The organism is Halomonas saccharevitans, from assembly GCF_900116405.1.
In the GTDB taxonomy this organism is placed as follows: Bacteria; Pseudomonadota; Gammaproteobacteria; order Pseudomonadales; family Halomonadaceae; genus Halomonas; species Halomonas saccharevitans.
The window spans coordinates 1-17,976 of sequence record NZ_FPAQ01000021.1 but is presented as its reverse complement, the minus strand read 5'-3'; the positions used below and the strand labels follow the sequence as shown (position 1 = coordinate 17,976).

10 protein-coding genes are annotated in these 17,976 nt (G+C 59.2%); all 10 read left to right on the top strand.

The window, feature by feature from the left end; translation table 11 throughout:
* Positions 1–76: 76 nt before the first annotated feature.
* Positions 77–1,174 carry a DNA cytosine methyltransferase gene (locus tag BM388_RS10775; RefSeq protein ID WP_089850002.1) on the top strand — a complete coding sequence of 366 codons (1,098 nt, stop codon included), beginning with the start codon at positions 77–79 and terminating at the stop codon, positions 1,172–1,174.
* Positions 1,110–1,697 carry a very short patch repair endonuclease gene (locus BM388_RS10770; RefSeq protein ID WP_342714244.1) on the top strand — a complete coding sequence of 196 codons (588 nt, stop codon included), beginning with the start codon at positions 1,110–1,112 and terminating at the stop codon, positions 1,695–1,697. The genes BM388_RS10775 and BM388_RS10770 overlap by 65 nt, the downstream gene beginning before the upstream one ends.
* Positions 1,612–4,734 (top strand): DISARM system SNF2-like helicase DrmD, encoded by a 3,123-nt coding sequence (gene drmD, locus BM388_RS10765; RefSeq protein WP_089850000.1) that lies wholly within the window; start codon positions 1,612–1,614, stop codon positions 4,732–4,734. Before BM388_RS10770 ends, drmD begins: the two co-directional genes overlap by 86 nt.
* A complete protein-coding gene (locus BM388_RS10760; RefSeq protein ID WP_089849997.1) occupies positions 4,731–9,011 on the top strand; it encodes an Eco57I restriction-modification methylase domain-containing protein in 4,281 nt (1,426 codons plus the stop codon). The genes drmD and BM388_RS10760 overlap by 4 nt, the downstream gene beginning before the upstream one ends.
* A 44-nt stretch (positions 9,012–9,055) precedes the next feature.
* The gene (locus tag BM388_RS10755; protein WP_245781529.1) at positions 9,056–10,213 is read left to right on the top strand and encodes a restriction endonuclease; all 1,158 of its coding nucleotides are present in this window, start codon (positions 9,056–9,058) and stop codon (positions 10,211–10,213) included.
* A 10-nt stretch (positions 10,214–10,223) separates the two neighbouring features.
* Positions 10,224–14,258: a DISARM system helicase DrmA gene (gene drmA, locus BM388_RS10750; protein WP_089849993.1), complete on the top strand. Its 4,035-nt coding sequence runs from the start codon at positions 10,224–10,226 to the stop codon at positions 14,256–14,258.
* Positions 14,255–16,096, top strand: a complete 1,842-nt coding sequence (gene drmB / locus BM388_RS10745) for a DUF1998 domain-containing protein (RefSeq protein WP_089849991.1) — start codon at positions 14,255–14,257, stop codon at positions 16,094–16,096. Before drmA ends, drmB begins: the two co-directional genes overlap by 4 nt.
* Entirely contained in the window at positions 16,093–16,848 is a 756-nt protein-coding gene (drmC, locus tag BM388_RS10740; RefSeq protein ID WP_089849989.1) for a DISARM system phospholipase D-like protein DrmC, read from the top strand. The genes drmB and drmC overlap by 4 nt, the downstream gene beginning before the upstream one ends.
* A 131-nt stretch (positions 16,849–16,979) precedes the next feature.
* Positions 16,980–17,666, top strand: a complete 687-nt coding sequence (locus tag BM388_RS10735; RefSeq protein WP_089849987.1) for a protein kinase domain-containing protein — start codon at positions 16,980–16,982, stop codon at positions 17,664–17,666.
* Positions 17,667–17,705: 39 nt separating this feature from the next.
* On the top strand, positions 17,706–17,976 hold a 271-nt coding region (locus BM388_RS10730; RefSeq protein WP_175535075.1), incomplete at its 3' end, for a transposase.

Below are 17,976 nucleotides of genomic sequence, written 5' to 3'. Positions count from 1 at the left end.
CAAGTCATGGTGAAGTATGTAGAGTCACTCGTTTATTCTTTAACTTCTTGATTTTTATGTGTGAAAGGATTCAGCCATGACTGATGTGACTTGTGTTGACCTGTTCTGTGGTGCCGGTGGGTTGACCCACGGCCTCGTTCTCGAAGACATCCGAGTTACCGCAGGGGTGGATGTAGACCCCGCCTGTCGTTACCCCTTCGAAGCGAACAATCGGGGGGCTCGCTTCATCAAGAGAGATGTGCGTGAGATGACGGGAGAGGACCTGGAAGCGTTGTTCGGCGACAGTGGCATCCGGCTGCTGGCCGGCTGTGCCCCCTGTCAGCCTTTCTCCACCTATGCTCAGCGCTACGACATCAAGCGTGACCACAAGTGGGGCCTGTTGTACGAGTTCTCGCGCTTGGCCGAAGCGACACAGCCGGACCTGGTGACCATGGAGAACGTTCCGAGCCTGGCGAAGAACGAGGTGTTCCTGGACTTCGTCGAGGAGCTGAAGCGCCTGGGGTACTGGACGGACCACGCCATCGTCGACTGCTCGAAGTACGGCGTTCCTCAGACACGTCGTCGCCTCGTCCTGCTCGCATCCAAACGTGGAAAAATACGTCTGATCCCTCCCACGACTGCCGAGGCCAAAACCGTTCAAGAAGCCATCGGCCACCTACCAGAAATCAAGGCAGGAGGCGTTTGGCCGGAAGACCCCCTGCACACGGCATCCCGGCTCACCGACATCAACCTGCAGCGAATCCGTGCTTCCAAGCCGGGTGGCAGCTGGAAGGATTGGCCTGAGCACTTGGTGGCAGCCTGCCACCGGTCCAAGAGCGGATCCACATATCCGAGCGTATACGGCCGAATGGAGTGGGAGAAACCATCACCGACCATGACCACGCAGTGCCACGGTTATGGCAACGGCCGATTTGGGCATCCCTCCCAGGACCGTGCCATCTCGCTGCGAGAAGCCGCGATCCTGCAAAGCTTCCCGGAGACCTACAAGTTTGCGGGTAGCCACGAGGACGTCAGTTTCTCGGTATTGGCCAGACTGATTGGCAACGCAGTGCCAGTCGAGCTCGGACGAGCCGTCGCCAATAGCATCTGGGCTCATCTCGAGACCGTCGGTGAGTCACATCCAACGGCACCAGGTGATCGTGAAGCCCAGCAAGCCGAAGCCCTCGTCTCCTGACGTCAGCAGTCGTCTACGGCGCACCCGTCAGAAGGTCACTTCGGCGGAGATGCTCTTGCGCCGCGAGCTGCACCGGCGAGGGCTGCGCTATCGCGTAGGGTACAAGGTGATTTCGAAGCCGAGACGGGTGGCGGATATCGTTTTCACCCGCCAGCGGCTCGCCGTCTTCGTCGACGGCTGTTTCTGGCATGGGTGCCCGTTGCATGGGACCTGGCCCAAGAACAACGCCGAATTCTGGCGGGACAAGATCGAGACCAACCGTCGACGCGATTGCGACACGAACAGTCGCTTGTCCGAGGCAGGTTGGACGGTGGTGAGAGTCTGGGAACACGAGCCGCCCCCAGAGGCGGCAGATCGAATAGAACACGCATTGGATGAACTGAGGGGCGATGCTGCCCAGCGCCAAGGGCAGGCGCCCGACACCGAGGAGAGCTCGTATGTCGGAAGTGACGGAAGCGACAAGGGAAGTCGAAAGGGTAGCGGGCGTCCCCGAACCGGGCCAGCTGGTGGAGGTCAGGCGTAGGCAATGGGTGGTGGCGGACGTCGTCCCCTCCGACATTGCAGGGAAGCGAAGAGCTCAGCATCTTGTGCTGCTTTCGTCCATCGAGGACGACGCCTTGGGGGACGAGCTCCAGGTCATCTGGGAGATCGAGCCCGGGGCACATATCATCGAGCGCGCTGGCTTGCCGACGATTACCGGGCTGGACGACGCCGACACACTCGAGGCCTTCCTGGATGCAGTGCGTTGGGGTGCCGCCACCAATGCCGACCGGGGCTATCTGCAGGCGCCGTTCCGAAGCGGCGTCAGCATTGAGGACTTCCAGCTCGATCCCCTGGTGCGGGCCATCGACATGGCACGCGTCAATCTGCTCATCGCCGACGACGTGGGCCTCGGCAAGACCATCGAGGCCGGCCTCGTCATCCAGGAACTGCTCCTTCGCCACCGCGCCAGGACCGTGTTGGTCCTCTGCCCGGCGTCGCTTCAGGAAAAGTGGCGCCAGGAGATGCAGGAGAAGTTCGGCCTCGAGTTCCGCATAGTCGACACCCCCTACTTAAAGAGGCTGCGTCGAGAGCAGGGGCTGCACGCCAACCCCTGGACTTCTTTCCCACGCCTCATCGCCTCCATGGACTGGGCCAAGCAGGGGGAGGGGCTGCGGCACCTTCGTGATGCCCTGCCGGTACACACCAGCTTCCCGCGCCGCTTCGACCTTCTCGTCGTTGACGAAGCCCACAATGTGGCTCCCACGGTCAAGCACTATGCCGTAGACAGCCTGCGCACACGACTCGTGCGCATGCTCACTCCTCACTTCCAGCACAAGCTGTTCCTGACGGCGACACCGCACAACGGCTTCACCGAGTCGTTCACGGCACTTCTCGAACTGCTGGACGACCAGCGCTTCGCCCGCAACGTGGAGCCGGACGAGTCACGACTTGCCAGCGTCATGGTGCGCCGCCTGAAGTCGGAGCTCGTCCACCCCGATGGGCGTCCCGTCTACGCTCGTCGGCGTCTCGAGGCACTGGAGGTCCATTACACCCCCGACGAGCAGCGCGTTAGGGAACTGCTGGACCGGTACATCGCCAGCCGTGAATCTGGCGAGGCGGGGGATCGCTCCGCGCAGCACTTCGTTCACCAGCTCCTGAAGAAGCGTCTCGCCTCGTCCACCGACGCCTTCGCCTCCACGCTCGCCAAGCACGTCGACACCATGGAGGGGCGTGGTGGCTCCGGCGAAGAGCGCGCGAACAGGCTGGACGCCGGCATCCTACGTCGGGCGATCGCCCGCACCGAGGAGGATTACGCCGATGATGGACAGCGTGACGCCGCCGAAGCGGAAGCCCTGATCGAGGTCGATCGTCGAAGCCGCCCCCTCGATGACGAGGAGCGCGAGATCCTTCGCGAGCTCATGCAGTGGGCCCAGAGCAACGCCCACCGCACGGACAGCAAGGCGACGGCCATCATCGACTGGCTCGAGAGTCACATACGACGCGACGGCGCCTGGTCGGATGAGCGGGTCATCCTATTCACAGAATATCGCGACACCCAGCGCTGGCTCCAGCAGGTCCTCTCGGGTCACGACTTCGGCGCCGAGCGCATGGAGCTCATCTACGGTGGCATGGACACCGAGGAGCGCGAAAAGATCAAGGCCGCGTTTCAGGCGCACCCCAGCGAGTCACCACTGAGGATCCTTCTGGCCACGGACGCCGCATCCGAGGGTATCGACCTGCAGAACCACTGCAGCTTGATGATCCACGTCGAGATCCCCTACAACCCCAACGTCATGGAGCAGCGCAACGGGCGCATCGACCGCCATGGCCAGAGAGCCGACGAGGTCCGCATCTGGCACCCCATCGATGCCAACGGCAATGAGGGAGCGGACATCCTACGGGCCCTCAACAAGTTGGACACCATGCGTGCCGACATGGGCAGTGTGAATCCCGTCATCGCTCCACAGCTGCCGGCTCTCCTCGAGGGGCGGGTTCGCGAGCTCGACACCCAGGAGGCCGAGGTCCGCGCCAACAAGAGTCGTCACCTGATCAAATCGGATCGGGATCTTCGCGAGCGGGTCGCCAAGCTACGCGAGCGCATAGAAGAGACTCGTCGGGAGCAACACTTCGATGCCGAGCACATCGAGAGAGCGGTACGCACGGCCCTTCGCATCGCCGAGAAGCCCGATCTGGAGCCGACGTCTCTCGAATGCGTACCGGAGGGCAAGGTGTTCAGGCTTCCTCGACTTTCGGGTAGCTGGGCGCAGGGATTGGAAGGCCTGCTTCACCCTTTCACCAAGAAACCGCGTCCGATCACCTTCGACCATGACGTCGCCAAGGGGCGTGACGACGTGGTTCTGGTGCACCTCAATCATCCGCTGGTGCAACTGTCGTTGCGACTTCTTCGTCGACAGGTCTGGGATCGTGGTGGCTCAAGACGTGTGCACAGAGTCGCTGTGAGAACACTGCCCGACGATCGGTTGGAATCCCCCGCGATGGCCGTGGTGTCACGGCTGGTGATCACCGGGGGGCAGCACCATCGCCTGCACGAGGAGCTGACCGAGGCGGGGGGTTACCTGAGGTCGAATGGCTTCAAACGCGAGGACCGGGTCACGACCATCCGCACCTGGCTGGAGGAAGCCCGCCCGGCAAGGGTGTCGGAGGATCACTTTCAGGCCCTCAGGGAGCGCTTTGAGCAACAGCGAGACGCTGTGATGGCGACCGTGGAGGCACGCTCCCGTGATCGTCTGCAGTACCTGACCAACACCCTGGAGAGTCGCAAGCGTCGTGAGATCGACGACATCCAGCAGGTGTTGGACGAGCTTCGCCAGGTGCTCGAGAAGGAGCTGTACGGGAACGGGGAGCCGGAGCAGTTGGACATCTTCAGCGATGCCGAAAAACACCAGCTGCAGGTGGACCGTGCAGCGCTGGAGGCTCGTCTCAATCGCCTGCCCTCCGAGTTGGAAGACGAAGTCGGTGCCATCGAACGTCATCACTCTGCCCCCAAGGATCACACCTTCCCCGTCGCCGTCGTTTTCCTAGTCCCCGAGTCACTCGCCAAGGAGGTCGAGGCATGAGCGAACGTCACGATTGGCTTAACCTGATCGAGGTGTCCGGCCCCTTCCTGAGCATCCCGGTGCTGGACGAGGCGTTCTCCGGTCAGTCGCTTGAAGGGCTTAACAAATACGTCAGTTCTAGGATCCGACAGGCCTATGACGAATGGCGAGAGGCCGTCGACGTCGACGATCCGAGCCTGAACGAACTCCACCGAGCCTGGGTGGACGAGGTGCTGGCGACGGCGCTGCAGATGGGTGACCAAGACCTTCGCCGCGGAGACCAGATCGGTGACGTCCTGCACGTGTTGCTGTCCGAGCATGGCCTGACTTTCACGCCGGACGTCGTGCTCGTGAATGTGAACGCCACTGACAAGCCTCTTCTGCCGATGTTCGTCCAGCCCCCCAATTCGCCGCTCGACGAGGTCGTCCATCGAGATGGCTGGGCGGCTTCCCCGGCCGAACGCATGGTGCACTATCTCCGTGGCATCGGCTGCCCCACCGGCCTGGTCACCAACGGCGAGCGTTGGATGCTCGTCCATGCACCGGCCGGCCAGGTGACGAGCTTCGTGAGCTGGTACGCGCGCCTCTGGAGTCAGGAGCCCGAGACCCTGCGTGCCTTCGCCTCGCTCCTGGCCGTACCTCGTTTCTACGGTCCCGAGGAAGCGCAATTGCCCAGCCTCTTTGCCAAGTCCGAGAAGCATCAGGACGAGGTCACCGAGGCCCTGGGCGACCAGGTGCGCACGGCGATCGAGGTGTTGATCCAAGCCATCGACAAGGCCTACCAGGATTCCAACGGGAAGCTGCTCGAAGGCGTGACGCCGCAGGAGCTCTACGAAGGCGGCCTCACCGTCATGATGCGGCTCGTCTTCATCCTCTCGGCGGAGGAGCGGGGGCTTCTCCTGCTTGGCAACACCACCTACGACAACCACTATGCGTTGTCGACCTTCCGGCAGCGCCTCCGCCGGGTGTCGTCCAATGCCCACGAACTCCTGGAGCGGCGACACGCCGGTTGGTCAAGGCTGCTGGCACTGTTCCGGGCCATCTACGGTGGCATCGAGCACTCGGATCTGCGGTTGCCCGCCATGGGTGGGTCACTCTTCGATCCCGACCGCTATCCCTTCCTGGAGGGGCGAGCCAAAGGCTCCAGTTGGCTCACAGACGCAGCGGATCCGCTGCGTATCGACGATCGCACCGTACTGCGCATGCTCGATGCGATCCAGATTTACGAAGGGCGCACGCTCTCCTATCGCGCTCTGGACGTCGAGCAGATAGGCCACGTCTACGAGGGCCTACTGGAGCGCACCGTCAGACAAATCGATGAGGTCACGGTCGAGCTGCGGGCCTCCGCCCAGGCCAAGTCGCCGAAGGTGACGTTGCGAGAGCTTGCCGAGGCCGGGCTGGACGGCCAGGAGGCTTTGATCGAGCTTCTCAGAGAGAGGACGGGACGTAGTGTTGCGGCATTGAGAACTGATCTGCAACGTTCCCGGGATGACCGTCTGTCCGCCGCGCTGCTGACGGCCTGTCGAGGAGACGTGGATCTACATGATCGGGTTGAGCCCTACGTACACCTGATGGCACTGGACCCCTGGGACCACCCCAGGCTCTACCACCCTGGTGCCTATGCGGTTGTGATGGGCAATGACCGTCGCGAGACCGGGACGCACTACACGCCCAAGAGCCTCACTGAAAAGATCGTCCACGAGACGCTGACCCCAGTTGCCTACCTCGGCCCGGCGGAGGGGCAGCCGAAGGAAGAGTGGAAACTGAAATCCCCGGCAGAGCTACTGGACCTGAAGGTCTGCGATCCAGCGATGGGTTCTGGGGCCTTCCTTGTCCAGGCCTGCCGCTGGCTGGGTGAACGGCTCACCGAAGCCTGGAGTCAGGCCGAAGCCTCGGGCGGGCTCGTCAGCGACGACGGTGAGGTGTTGAAGAGCGCCGAAGAGAGTGAGCTGCTGCCACGGGATGCCGAGGAACGCACGGTGATCGCGCGTCGGCTCGTCGCCGAACGCTGCCTCTACGGTGTGGACATGAACCCGCTGGCGGTGGAGCTCGCCAAACTGTCAATCTGGTTGGTCACTTTGGCCGAAGGGCGTCCTTTCGGCTTTTTGGATCACAACCTGCGCTGTGGCGACAGCTTGTTGGGAATTCATCGGTTGGATCAGCTTACCGAACTTTCTATGCAACCTACAGGGAAGGGGCAGCAACAGCTTTTCGGGAAAAATATTGAGCGAGCGGTTTACGCGGCAATCGAATTGCGTCAACAGCTGCGCGCTATGCCGATTCGTGATATCTGGGACGTTGAGTCCATGTCGTATCTGGATGCGGATGCGAGGCGTAAGCTTGAAGTGCCGGAGCTGATCGCGGATGCTTTTATAGGGGAGATTTTCGCGTTAGGTAGCAAGGGCGCTGCTCTGGAAAGAGCCTTGGCGTCGCTGTCCATTCAGGCCGGGCAGGCTGTTGACGGTGACCGTGATGCGGTGTCATCAATTCAGCAAATATCGGTTGCTACACTCCGTGATGGTTTTTCTAACGTAAAAAAAGGAACTCACCAACCTTTTCATTGGCCTTTAGAGTTTCCAGAGGTGTTTGTCGGAGAGCGTAGAGGCTTTGATGCCATAGTGGCAAACCCGCCATACATTGGTGGCCGATTGATAACAGGAAGTTTTGGGCGCTCATACTATACCTATCTGGATTCCATTCGGGAAGGCAGGAGGGGTTCGCCTGATTTGTGCGTATTTTTCTTGCTGAGAGCTTTTTCGATATTGGCTAGTAAAGGGGTTGTCGGAAAAGTGGTGACTGCAACAATAAAAGATACAGGAAATCGGGCTGTAGGCTTGGATTACCTGTTGCGGAAAGATTCAAGTATTTTTTGGGCGATTTCGCAAATGCCTTGGCCAGGGTCCGCAGCTTTAGATGTCAGCATCATTGTTTTGCAAAAAGGAATATGGAATGGCGATCGCTTTCTAGATAAGAAAATTGTTCCATTTATTTCTGGCGGGCTGGACTCTAATGTTGATGTGGATATATATGATTTAAAATGCTTCAGAGGAGAGAGGTCTGATGGTTATAAGCTAATGGGGGAGGAGTTTGTGTTGTCGGCACAAGAGCGTGAATCTCTTGTGCAAAGCGATCCGTCGGTGTCGGATATTATTTTTCCGTATTTTGGTGGTGACGACATCTCCGATTCAGTCTATTTATTCCCCTTTCGTTGGGCCATTGATTTTGAAGATAGAAGTGAAGAAGAGTCGCGTAGATGGCGTGCGGCATTCTCTAGAATTGAGGAGTTTGTAAAGCCTTTCAGAGAGGCACAAGAAGGCCAAATTCATCAGGACTGCTTCTGGAAATATTGGGATATGCGACCTGGGCTACGAGCTGCTCAGTCAAGAATGGCGAGGTATCTGGTTACAGCGAGCAATTCAAAGTATCTTGTGTTTCGTTTCTACTCAGGCCACGCAATATTTAATCAAAAAACAAAAGTTGTTTTTTCTGATGAAGATGCGGTGTTTGCTATTCTTCAGTCAACTATACATGATATCTGGGCTCGGTGGAGGTCTGGGTCACGAGGTGCTGGGAGTATCGCCTATTCTACTTCAAAGGCATTGTCAACATTTCCATTCCCAGAGTATGAAAGCGGGGGGGCGCTTGACGAAGCTGGTAAGGAATACTGTGAATTTCGACAAACGGCATTTGATGCTCTATCTGTCGGCCCAACTCAGCTATATAACCTGTTTCATAATACAGGTGAGGCGAATCTGCATATAGAAAAGTTGCGCACATTGCGCTGCAAAATGGATACTGCCGTCGCACACGCCTACGGATGGAGTGACCTCAATCTTGATCATGGTTTTCACGAGGTGGAATATCTTCCTGAAAGCGATCGAGTCCGCTTCACCATAAGCGAGAATGCGCGTATTGAAGTGCTTCGACGTCTTTCCGAACTCAACCGTCAGCGTTACGAGGAAGAGGTCGCCCAAGGCTTGCTTGGCAGTGGAGAAAGAAAATCTTCGTCCCGTTCCTCACGTGCTCGATATGCCTCCAGTGAGGAAAGGGATCAACCTCAACTTGATTTTGAGTCAGGGCCGGTTTCCACCAAGGTGGACTTGGCTCCTTCCGAAAAGGTTCTTGACTTTCTCCATTCACGTGAAGGCTCGTATGCCAAGTCGGATATTCTTGCTGCCACCGGCCTTGCCGACAGCCACTGGTCTCCGGCGATTCGGGATCTCATAGATCGGGGCCTCATTGAGCGTCAGGGTGAACGCCGTGGTGCTCGTTACCGTGCCGTGAGACACGACTCATGAGTCGAATAGTTATCCATGGCGATCTGTTGGGTTGCGACTTGATCGTGGATGCCGTGTACGAAAGTACCCGCGACGGCCAGCTTGCGGGCGAGCCGATCAACAAGCTGCCCCCTAGTACGGGGAACATGGGTGGTTTCCGGATGGCGGGTCGCGGCTCAACCAAGAACTGGGTCGTTCTGTACACCACGGAACATGATCCTGACTGGCCCGACACCCTTGACACGAGCACGGGCCTCTTCACCTATTACGGTGACAACAAGCGGCCTGGGCACGAGCTGCACGACACCCGAAAGGGCGGAAATGCGCTGCTGAGGCATGCCTTCGACCGCGTACACGGCGACCAGGCTCCACGCGTTGGCGTGCCTCCGTTCTTCGTGTTTCGCAAGCACCCCACCGAGCAGGGAGCCCGTTCCGTGCAGTTCCGGGGCTTGGCCGTGCCGGGCTTTCCTGGCTTGTCCGCCACCGAGGATCTCTTGGGTGTTTGGAAGTCGGCCGAGGGGCAGCGGTTCCAGAACTACCGTGCCCACTTCACCATCCTCGACGTGCCGGTGGTGAAGCGTCGTTGGCTCGACGACCTCGCAACCGGCGACTCGTTGACGGAGCATGCACCACATGCGTGGCGGGAGTGGCTGACGAAGGGTCACTATCTGCCCCTCTCCGCCGAGCCCACGACGACGGTCCGATCAGTTGCCCAGCAGACGGTCGACACAAAGCTCAAGGCGGACATCCTCCAAGCCGTCTGGGGCCACTTCACAGCCATCCCGCACGCCTTCGAGGCATTCGCCGCTCGTATCTATCAGATGACCGACACGCGTGTCGTCATCGACGAGATCACCCGTGGCGTGATGGATGGTGGGCGTGATGCCGTGGGCCGTTACTCGCTGGGCTTGATGTCCGATCCGGTACACGCGGAGTTCTCATTGGAAGCGAAGTGCTATCGTCCCCCCGTCGTTGGCGGCGGTTCACCCGTCACGGTGGGCGTGAAAGACGTCGCTCGTCTCATTTCGCGCATTCGCCACAGGCAGTTCGGTGTGCTGGTTACCACGTCGGTGGTGTCGAAGCAGGCCTATGAGGAGGTTCGTGAGGACAGGCATCCCATCATCTTCATATCCGGCCGGGACATCGCCGAGATACTGATTAAGAACGGATACAATTCGAGAAGCAGGGTCGAGTCTTTGTTGAACAACGAATTCGGGAACTGAGGGGGAAAGGATGGCTGAGAAGATGGAAGGTCGAACTCCCAACGCATGGATGGCCGTCGACCAGGGTGCTGTCACCGATCCGAGGCTGTCACCATTCACGCTGCAAATCACGTCAAGTGGGGAGCTCCTCAAGGGAGTCCGTGATGGCGATTGGCTGCTCATCGTCGATCGAGACGGCCGTGTCGCACGTGTCGGCCGTGTGCTCAAGTCACGCTGGCAGGCCGATGCCACGACGTACTACCTGGACCGCGTGAAGCCCATCGAGCAGCCAGTATCACTCGCCAACCTGGGTCTGCCGCCTTGTGCAGGCAGCATCGGTCGCCTCGAATGGACCAAGTTCGCAGAGGCCGTCTCGAAGGGGCTGGGGTTCTCACTGGCGGCAGTGCCCCTCGTCGATCCCGAGCATCCAGAGCACAAACCCCATGCCCATGCATACATCCGTGAGCTGTTGCAGTTGGCGGTCGTCGACGACCTTCTCGGCCCCGCCGGCGGCCCGAATGAGCTGATCAAGGACATGAGCGTCCAGGACCGTTACCTCGTCGGCAAGCTCGCCCCTCGAAAGCCTGTGGATGGTGATACCACCACGGTCGAGCCGGCGGCGGGGATGGATGAGGATGACGAGCCGGACGAGCCTCAGGATGCCTCGCTCCACCAGCCGGGACAGGACTTCAACAAGGTCACCGGGCGAGTCGATGCCGACGACGATGCCCTTGACGAGATCGACAACACCGACAATCAGTCGCTGGTCCCCTCGAGCATCGGGATGACGTTCTGCGTGGCGCCGGACGTCGACAGCGTCGAGGTGACCGCCACCTGGGGACGCTACGAGAAACTCCCTGGGAAGGAACACGATTTCACCCGCACAAGGAAGAACAAGGAGACCGGGGAAGAAGAGCAGATCAAGATCAAGGTGTGGAAGCGGGTGCCCTGTGGCGGCTCCTTCCGTCTGCCCCTCGAGGATGGCCCCATTGCTCCAGCGACTCCCAGTCCAAGCGACGAGCTGATACGTCTCCAAGGGACGATTCGAACCAATGCCAAAGGGGAGCGGCTGGTCACGCTCTTCCTGGTGAACGGTCAAGAGGAACCCAAGCAGAACAAGGATGCCGCCTGGGTATTCCAGCCCGAGATTCGCGTCGAGGCGGTGGGATCGGCCGACGACAAGGCGATCTTCCATCGCCGCCCCGGCAGTGACGCCGTCGATGACGAAGAGCGCGAACGGCTGGCCCTGGTCTATCGGCGCAAGCTCGAGTTCGCCGTTGGTCACGGAGTGTCGGTTCATGCCACGGTTCCCGAGTCGAAGCCGACATTGGCGACTGAAGTACGCACTCAGGTGATGCCCTACCATGAGATCCCCGTCACGGAGACACCAGGCTTGTCTTCAGAGGATCGTCCAGCCCAACGGCACATGATCAAGCGTGGCTGGCTGGACATGAAAGAGCTGGCGGCGATGGAGGTCGAGGATCTGCGAGAGGCTTTGACCTCCCTGACCGAGGACTATGCCGCCTGGATCGGGGAGCAGGAGAACAGGATCGGAGACGAGATCACCGAGCACGAGGAGGCTGCAAAGAGCATCCTCGGCGATTGCCGTTCCATCCTCACCCGGCTTCGCGAGGGAGTGTCGACCCTTGTGGATGATCCGAAGGCGCTAAAGGCCTTTCGCTTCGCCAACCAGGCGATGGCGGATCAACGGATCCGCAGCATCTACTCACTCCAGAAACGGCGCGGTGCCGATGTGACGCCTGAGTCCCTTGATGAACGGAAAAACCGTTCTTGGCGTCCCTTCCAGCTCGCCTTCCTGTTGCTCTCGATTCCCTCTCTCGCCAATCCACACCACCAGGACAGGACCCATCCCGTCGAGGCGCATGCCGACCTGTTGTGGTTTCCCACCGGTGGTGGCAAGACCGAGGCCTATTTGGGTGTTGCCGCCTTCGCCATGGGGATACGCCGGCTTATGGGGATGCAGGGTGGGTTGGATGGTTCGCGAGGGCTCACCGTCATCATGCGTTACACCCTGCGGCTGCTCACGCTGCAGCAGTTCCAGCGTGCCACTGCATTGATCTGCGCCATGGAGGTAATGCGCCGCAGTGAGCCAGTCGTCTGGGGGGAGGAGCCCTTCACGATCGGCCTGTGGGTCGGCAACAAGGTGACACCGGGTACCACAGCCAAGGCGCACGAAGCCATAGAGGCGACGCGCAACGACGACCGCAACACTTCGAGCCTGGCATCACCCGCACAGCTCACCGGTTGTCCCTGGTGTGGCTCGGAGATCAATCCCCGGCGAAACATCAAGGTCGACAAGACGGCGCTGCGCACGACCCTCTACTGCAGCGATCCCTACGGTCACTGCGAGTTCTCCGAAGGTCGGTCGTCACGTCTCTCTCACCCTGGGCTGCCCGTGAAAGTGGTCGACGAAGAGATCTACCATCGTCCGCCCAGCATGATGATCGCGACGGTCGACAAGTTTGCGCAGATGGCTTGGAAACCGGAGGTCAGAACCCTCTTCGGGAGGGTCGACCGGGAGTGTGAACGTCATGGCCTCCTCTGGCCCGGGCTGGAATCGTGCAAAAACAGCCATCGCAAGCAGGGCATGCACCCCGCCTCCAAGGTGAAAACCGTTCCCGCGATTCGGCCGCCCGATCTGATCATCCAAGACGAATTCCATCTGATCAGTGGGCCGCTGGGGACCATGGTCGGTCTCTACGAGACGGCCGTGGACGAACTCTGCAGTTGGCGTGATGGAGAGACCAAGATTCGCCCCAAGGTCGTCGCCTCCACGGCGACGGTCCGGAAGGCCGCCGATCAGGTACGCAACGTCTTCATGCGGCGACTCGCCGTCTTCCCACCTTCCGGGTTGGACGTCGATGACAACTACTTCTCCGTCCAGCGCCCGACCAAAGAGATCTCCGGGCGTCGTTATCTGGGCATCTGTGCGCCGGGCAGTTCTCGCCCCGCAGTCCTGATTCGTACCTACACGGCCTTCCTGACCGCGGCCCAGGCCCTGTTCGATCATTTCGGCAAGGCCGCGGATCCCTACATGACGCTGGTGGGCTACTTCAACTCACTCCGCGAGCTTGGCGGCATGAAGCGCCTGGCGGAAGACGACGTCAACACGCGCTGTTATCGGGTCGCCATGAGTCTGGTCGAACGTCCGGGGTTGGCTCAGCGTCGCAAGATCGATGTGGTGGAGCTCACTTCACGAGTACGCAACGACCAGATCCCCAAGTATCTGGATCAGATGGAGATCGGTTTCCAGGGGCGCTACGATGATCAGGCGGGCAAGTGGGTTGTCGACTATGGCGAGCGCGATCATCGCGCGCTCGACGTGGTGCTGGCGACGAACATGCTCTCCGTGGGGGTCGACGTCAACCGACTCGGGCTGATGGTCGTCAATGGCCAGCCCAAGGGAACGGCCGAATACATTCAGGCCACCTCACGGGTGGGGCGTGCCTTCCCAGGTCTAGTGGCCAGCGTGCTCACCTGGTCGAAACCCCGTGATCTGTCGCATTACGAGACCTACGAGCATTATCACGCCACCTTCTACCAGCACGTGGAGGCGCAGTCGGTCACTCCGTTCTCGCCACGAGCGATGGATCGTGGCCTGACCGGCACCTTCGTCAGCCTACTTCGTAACGAATATGACGCGTTCGGAGCCAACGAGGGCGCCGACGAGTTGGACCGACCGGATCGAGACGAGCTGCGAGACGTCTCTGACCGGATCGTGGATAGAGCCGCGAACGTCACCGAATCCAAGGAGAAGCGCCAGTGGTCGGTGGATCAGCTCAAGTCGCGAGCCGATGATTGGGCCAAGGAAGCGAGCTTGGGCGGCCGTACGCTGGTGTATCAGAAAATGCGGCAGTCATCGGACACCTCCGTTGAGTTGCTCAAGAAGCCCGGGGTAGATCCATGGTCGAAATGGACGGTACCGATGTCGATGCGCGAAGTGGAGCCCGGGGTGGGCATCGTCATGGACGACGCCTGGATGCGTGATGCGCCAGACTGGCAGGCGCGGCCTGCGGCATCCGCTGAAGAAGGAGAAGAGTCATGAGCAGGACGCGAATCGGCGAGATCCGCCCCAGTCAATTACTGTGGTCGTATGGCCCTGGGGCCTTGATTGATCTGCCCAACATGTCCGTCGTCACGATGTCCTCAGAGCAATGGGACGAGCCCAGGTGCCGAGCCGTTCATGAGGCACGTCTCTTGGCAAACGTCAGACGGGTATTGGGTCCTCAGGTCGAGTCCTTACGCATGCCACCGATCAACGAGGGGGAGGTGAAGGACAACACCTCTGCCGAAGCGCTGATCGGTGTCCCGGTGAAGCCGTTTCCGCGCTGGCTCAGATGTGTGAAATGCGGGCTTCTCTCACCCGTCGAAGCGGGCTTGTTCGAACTGAAGGATCGATTCAGGATCGAGAAGGCGCGCTATGTTCACAAGGGGTGCAAAGGCTCGGACAACAAGAAGAAAGCTTCCGATGCCGATGCCGTCCCGGCGCGTTTCCTGATCGCCTGCAAGTCGGGACACTTGGACGACTTTCCTTGGCACTGGTTCGTCCACCGCGGTCTGAGCGACTGCAAGGGATCGCTGCGTTTCTATGAGAACGGGGCCTCCTTGCAGACGGAGAACCTGTGGGTGAAGTGTGACGAGTGTAAAGCCGCTCGCAACATGGCTCATGCGTTCGGCAAGGCGAGCAAGGAGAACTTGCCGGGCTGTCGAGGCCGACATCCGCATCTCACGCGGTTCGAGGAGTGTGATCAGGAGGCTCGCACGGTTCTGCTCGGGGCCACCAATGGCTGGTTTCCGGCGACCCTCTCCGTGCTAGCGATTCCGCCCAAGTCGTCGACCCCCTTGAGCCAGCTGGTTCAGGATGGATGGACCTTCTTCGAGGATGTCGAGTCGGAGCTGGAAGTCAAGATGGTCGTCAAGACCCTCAAGAAGTCCGGCCAGCTGCCAGGCATCGAGACGTATGAGGTCGGCGAGATATGGGTTGCCATTCAGGCGCACCAGAGCAGGGGGGGCGAGGTCCAAGATCGTGACATCAAGACACCGGAATGGGAGGTGCTCACGGCCGATGAGCCACCCAACGACTACCCGAGCTTCAAGAGCAAGGTCGTCCCCGCCCCGAATCAGTTCCGGGATGAGATCAAGCGAGTGGTCCTCCTTGAGCGTCTGAAGGAGGTCAACGCATTGATCGGCTTCACACGGATCGAGTCCCCGGAAGAAGAGGCGGGCGAAGACTCGGTGAAGCGTGCACCGCTGACCTCACGAGCGCCTGAGTGGGTGCCGGCGACGGAAGTGCATGGTGAAGGTGTCTTCATCGAGTTCAACCTGAACCACCTGGAAGAGTGGCACGGTCGAGAGGTCATTGATGGGCTGGACAGGAAGCTGCGATCGGCCCACCGCGGCTGGCGTAGGAAACGGAAGCTGGACCCAGAAGTCGGCTATCCTGGAATTCGTTATGCCATGCTCCACACTCTAGCCCATGCCCTCATTCGAGAGATGGCGCTGGAGTGTGGCTACAATGCCGCAAGCATTCGGGAGCGCATCTATGCCGATGTCGAGGGCGATCAGAACCAGGCCGGTGTGTTGATCTACACCGCGGCGGCGGATTCGGACGGCACCCTGGGTGGTCTCGTCGAGCTCGGCAAACCGGAGAACCTGGAGAGGTTGCTAACCCAGGCACTTGACAGGGCCGAGGTGTGTTCCTCCGATCCGCTGTGTGCGGAGCACGACCCCACCAAGGACCAGTCGCTGCATGGTGCATCCTGTCATGCGTGCTCGTTCGTTGCCGAGACCTCCTGTGAAGCCGGCAACAGGTATCTGGATCGTGCCCTGCTGATGCCCACGCTGGAGACACGCGGTGCCGCCTTCTTCAGGTGGGAAGGATGAATGGGCTGCAACGATGTGTGGTCGAGTTCGCCACGGCCGTTTCCAAGGGGGCCTTGCGCAGCGTCGTCGATGCATTGATCGAGCTCGGTGAAATCGATGCGGTCGTTTTGGAGCGTCGCGTGACGCACCACCACTCGAAGGAGCTGCTTCGGCGGCTCCTGCGGGAGGCGGCGGCTCAAAACATCTCTGCTACTCGCCTTACCGGAATGCTGGAAGGGGCATCCTGTGTCGTCGAGTACTATCAGGAGCTGAGGCCCGAGCTGGTTTGGACGGGGCCAACCCCAGTTGGTACCGCCACACGGCAGACCGAGCAGGTCATGTTGGAGGTGATCCGAGGGGCCCGAAAGCGCCTCTTCCTTACTAGTTTCGTCGCTTACAAGGTTGATCGCATCGTCACGGCGCTCAATGAGGCTGCCGATCGCGGAGTCGACGTCAAGATTCTGCTGGAGTCGTCCGAAGACAAGGGCGGGAACCTCTCATTGGACTCAGTCTCTCTGATGAGGGGGGTGCTTCCCAGAACGCGCTTCTACGCCTGGCAGATGAGGCCTGAAGAGTTCACTGGCGGCAGTGTCCATGCGAAGGTCGCCGTGGCCGACGATCGCCTCGCCTTCATCACCAGCGCCAATCTGACCGGCTATGCCATGGAGAGAAACATGGAGGCCGGCGTGCTGTTGAGAGGCGGTGAGCATCCCAGAAAGCTGGCTGATTACCTGCAGTCAATGGTGAGTACCGGCATGATCACAGAATTATGACTGGATAGGAGATAATAATGCTTACATGGCCATATGTTTAATATAAAGATACATATCTTGGGGAGAATGCTGAGTGGTCTGGATTCCTGGCTAAGTAAAAGTTTATCCATTATGTCTATGTGAGACTGTTTATGAAAATGCTGTGGGAACTTCCTGAAGATATTCAAAAAATCATTGTTGAAGGCAGGCTTTGTAAGAATGGTGATTTGATTGGTGAAATGTCTACACCTCATTCGATGATTTATACCTTCAAGGGCGGCGACGTCAACTATGTGATTGCAAAAGGTATTAAAATCGAAGAATCCATGTCTTTGGCGGATAGACACGCTTTGTTTTCACAAGCATTGTATGAAGTGAATAATGCTCATGTGGTTTGCCATCACCCAACCGTACAGAGATTTTTTGATGTTGATGTAATTTCAGGCGTTCCTTTTTTGTTGTCTAGGAAGCGTGATATTACATTGCGGGATTTCATATGTGAGGGGCCTGTTCCTGAGTCTGAGGCCTTGTCGATTTCTATTCAGATCATACATGGTTTGAATTATTGTGCAAATAAAGGACTGTTATGCCACCAAGACCTCAAGCCTGAGAATATTTTTTTGGACTATATATCGAAGCATTTCGCTGTTGGTGATGACCATCCTATAAAAATGAGATCATTTGTCGCCGACTTTGAACTTGCCAATGCCTATTTGGTCCTTCGTCGCCCTTATGGTAGTAGACCTTATATGGCTCCAGAGCAGTATGAAAAATTTCAAGGAGAAGGCTCTCTTGATTTTTCTAGGGTAGACCCCGGCTTATTCATGAGGGCGTCCTGAAAACGAAGATGGCGAGTGGTTTTCTCTTGTAGAATCAAGATGTTCCTGCCAGAACACGATTCAAGAGGACCACTCGCCATGGGTGAAACCCTAACGACCTGGTCGCCCTCGTGCAACGGCTCTGTCCGTGTCGAGCTGAGCGGCCACCGCACCACCAGCGACAGCGGCGCTCTCCTGCTGCGTGAAACCCTCGACAACAGTGGCGTGATCGAGGCGCTCGAAGACAATCTGGTCGATCGACGCCACCCGCTGCGTATCCGCCACTCGTTGGCCAGTCAGCTGCGCACCTTGGTCATGCAGCGGGCGATGG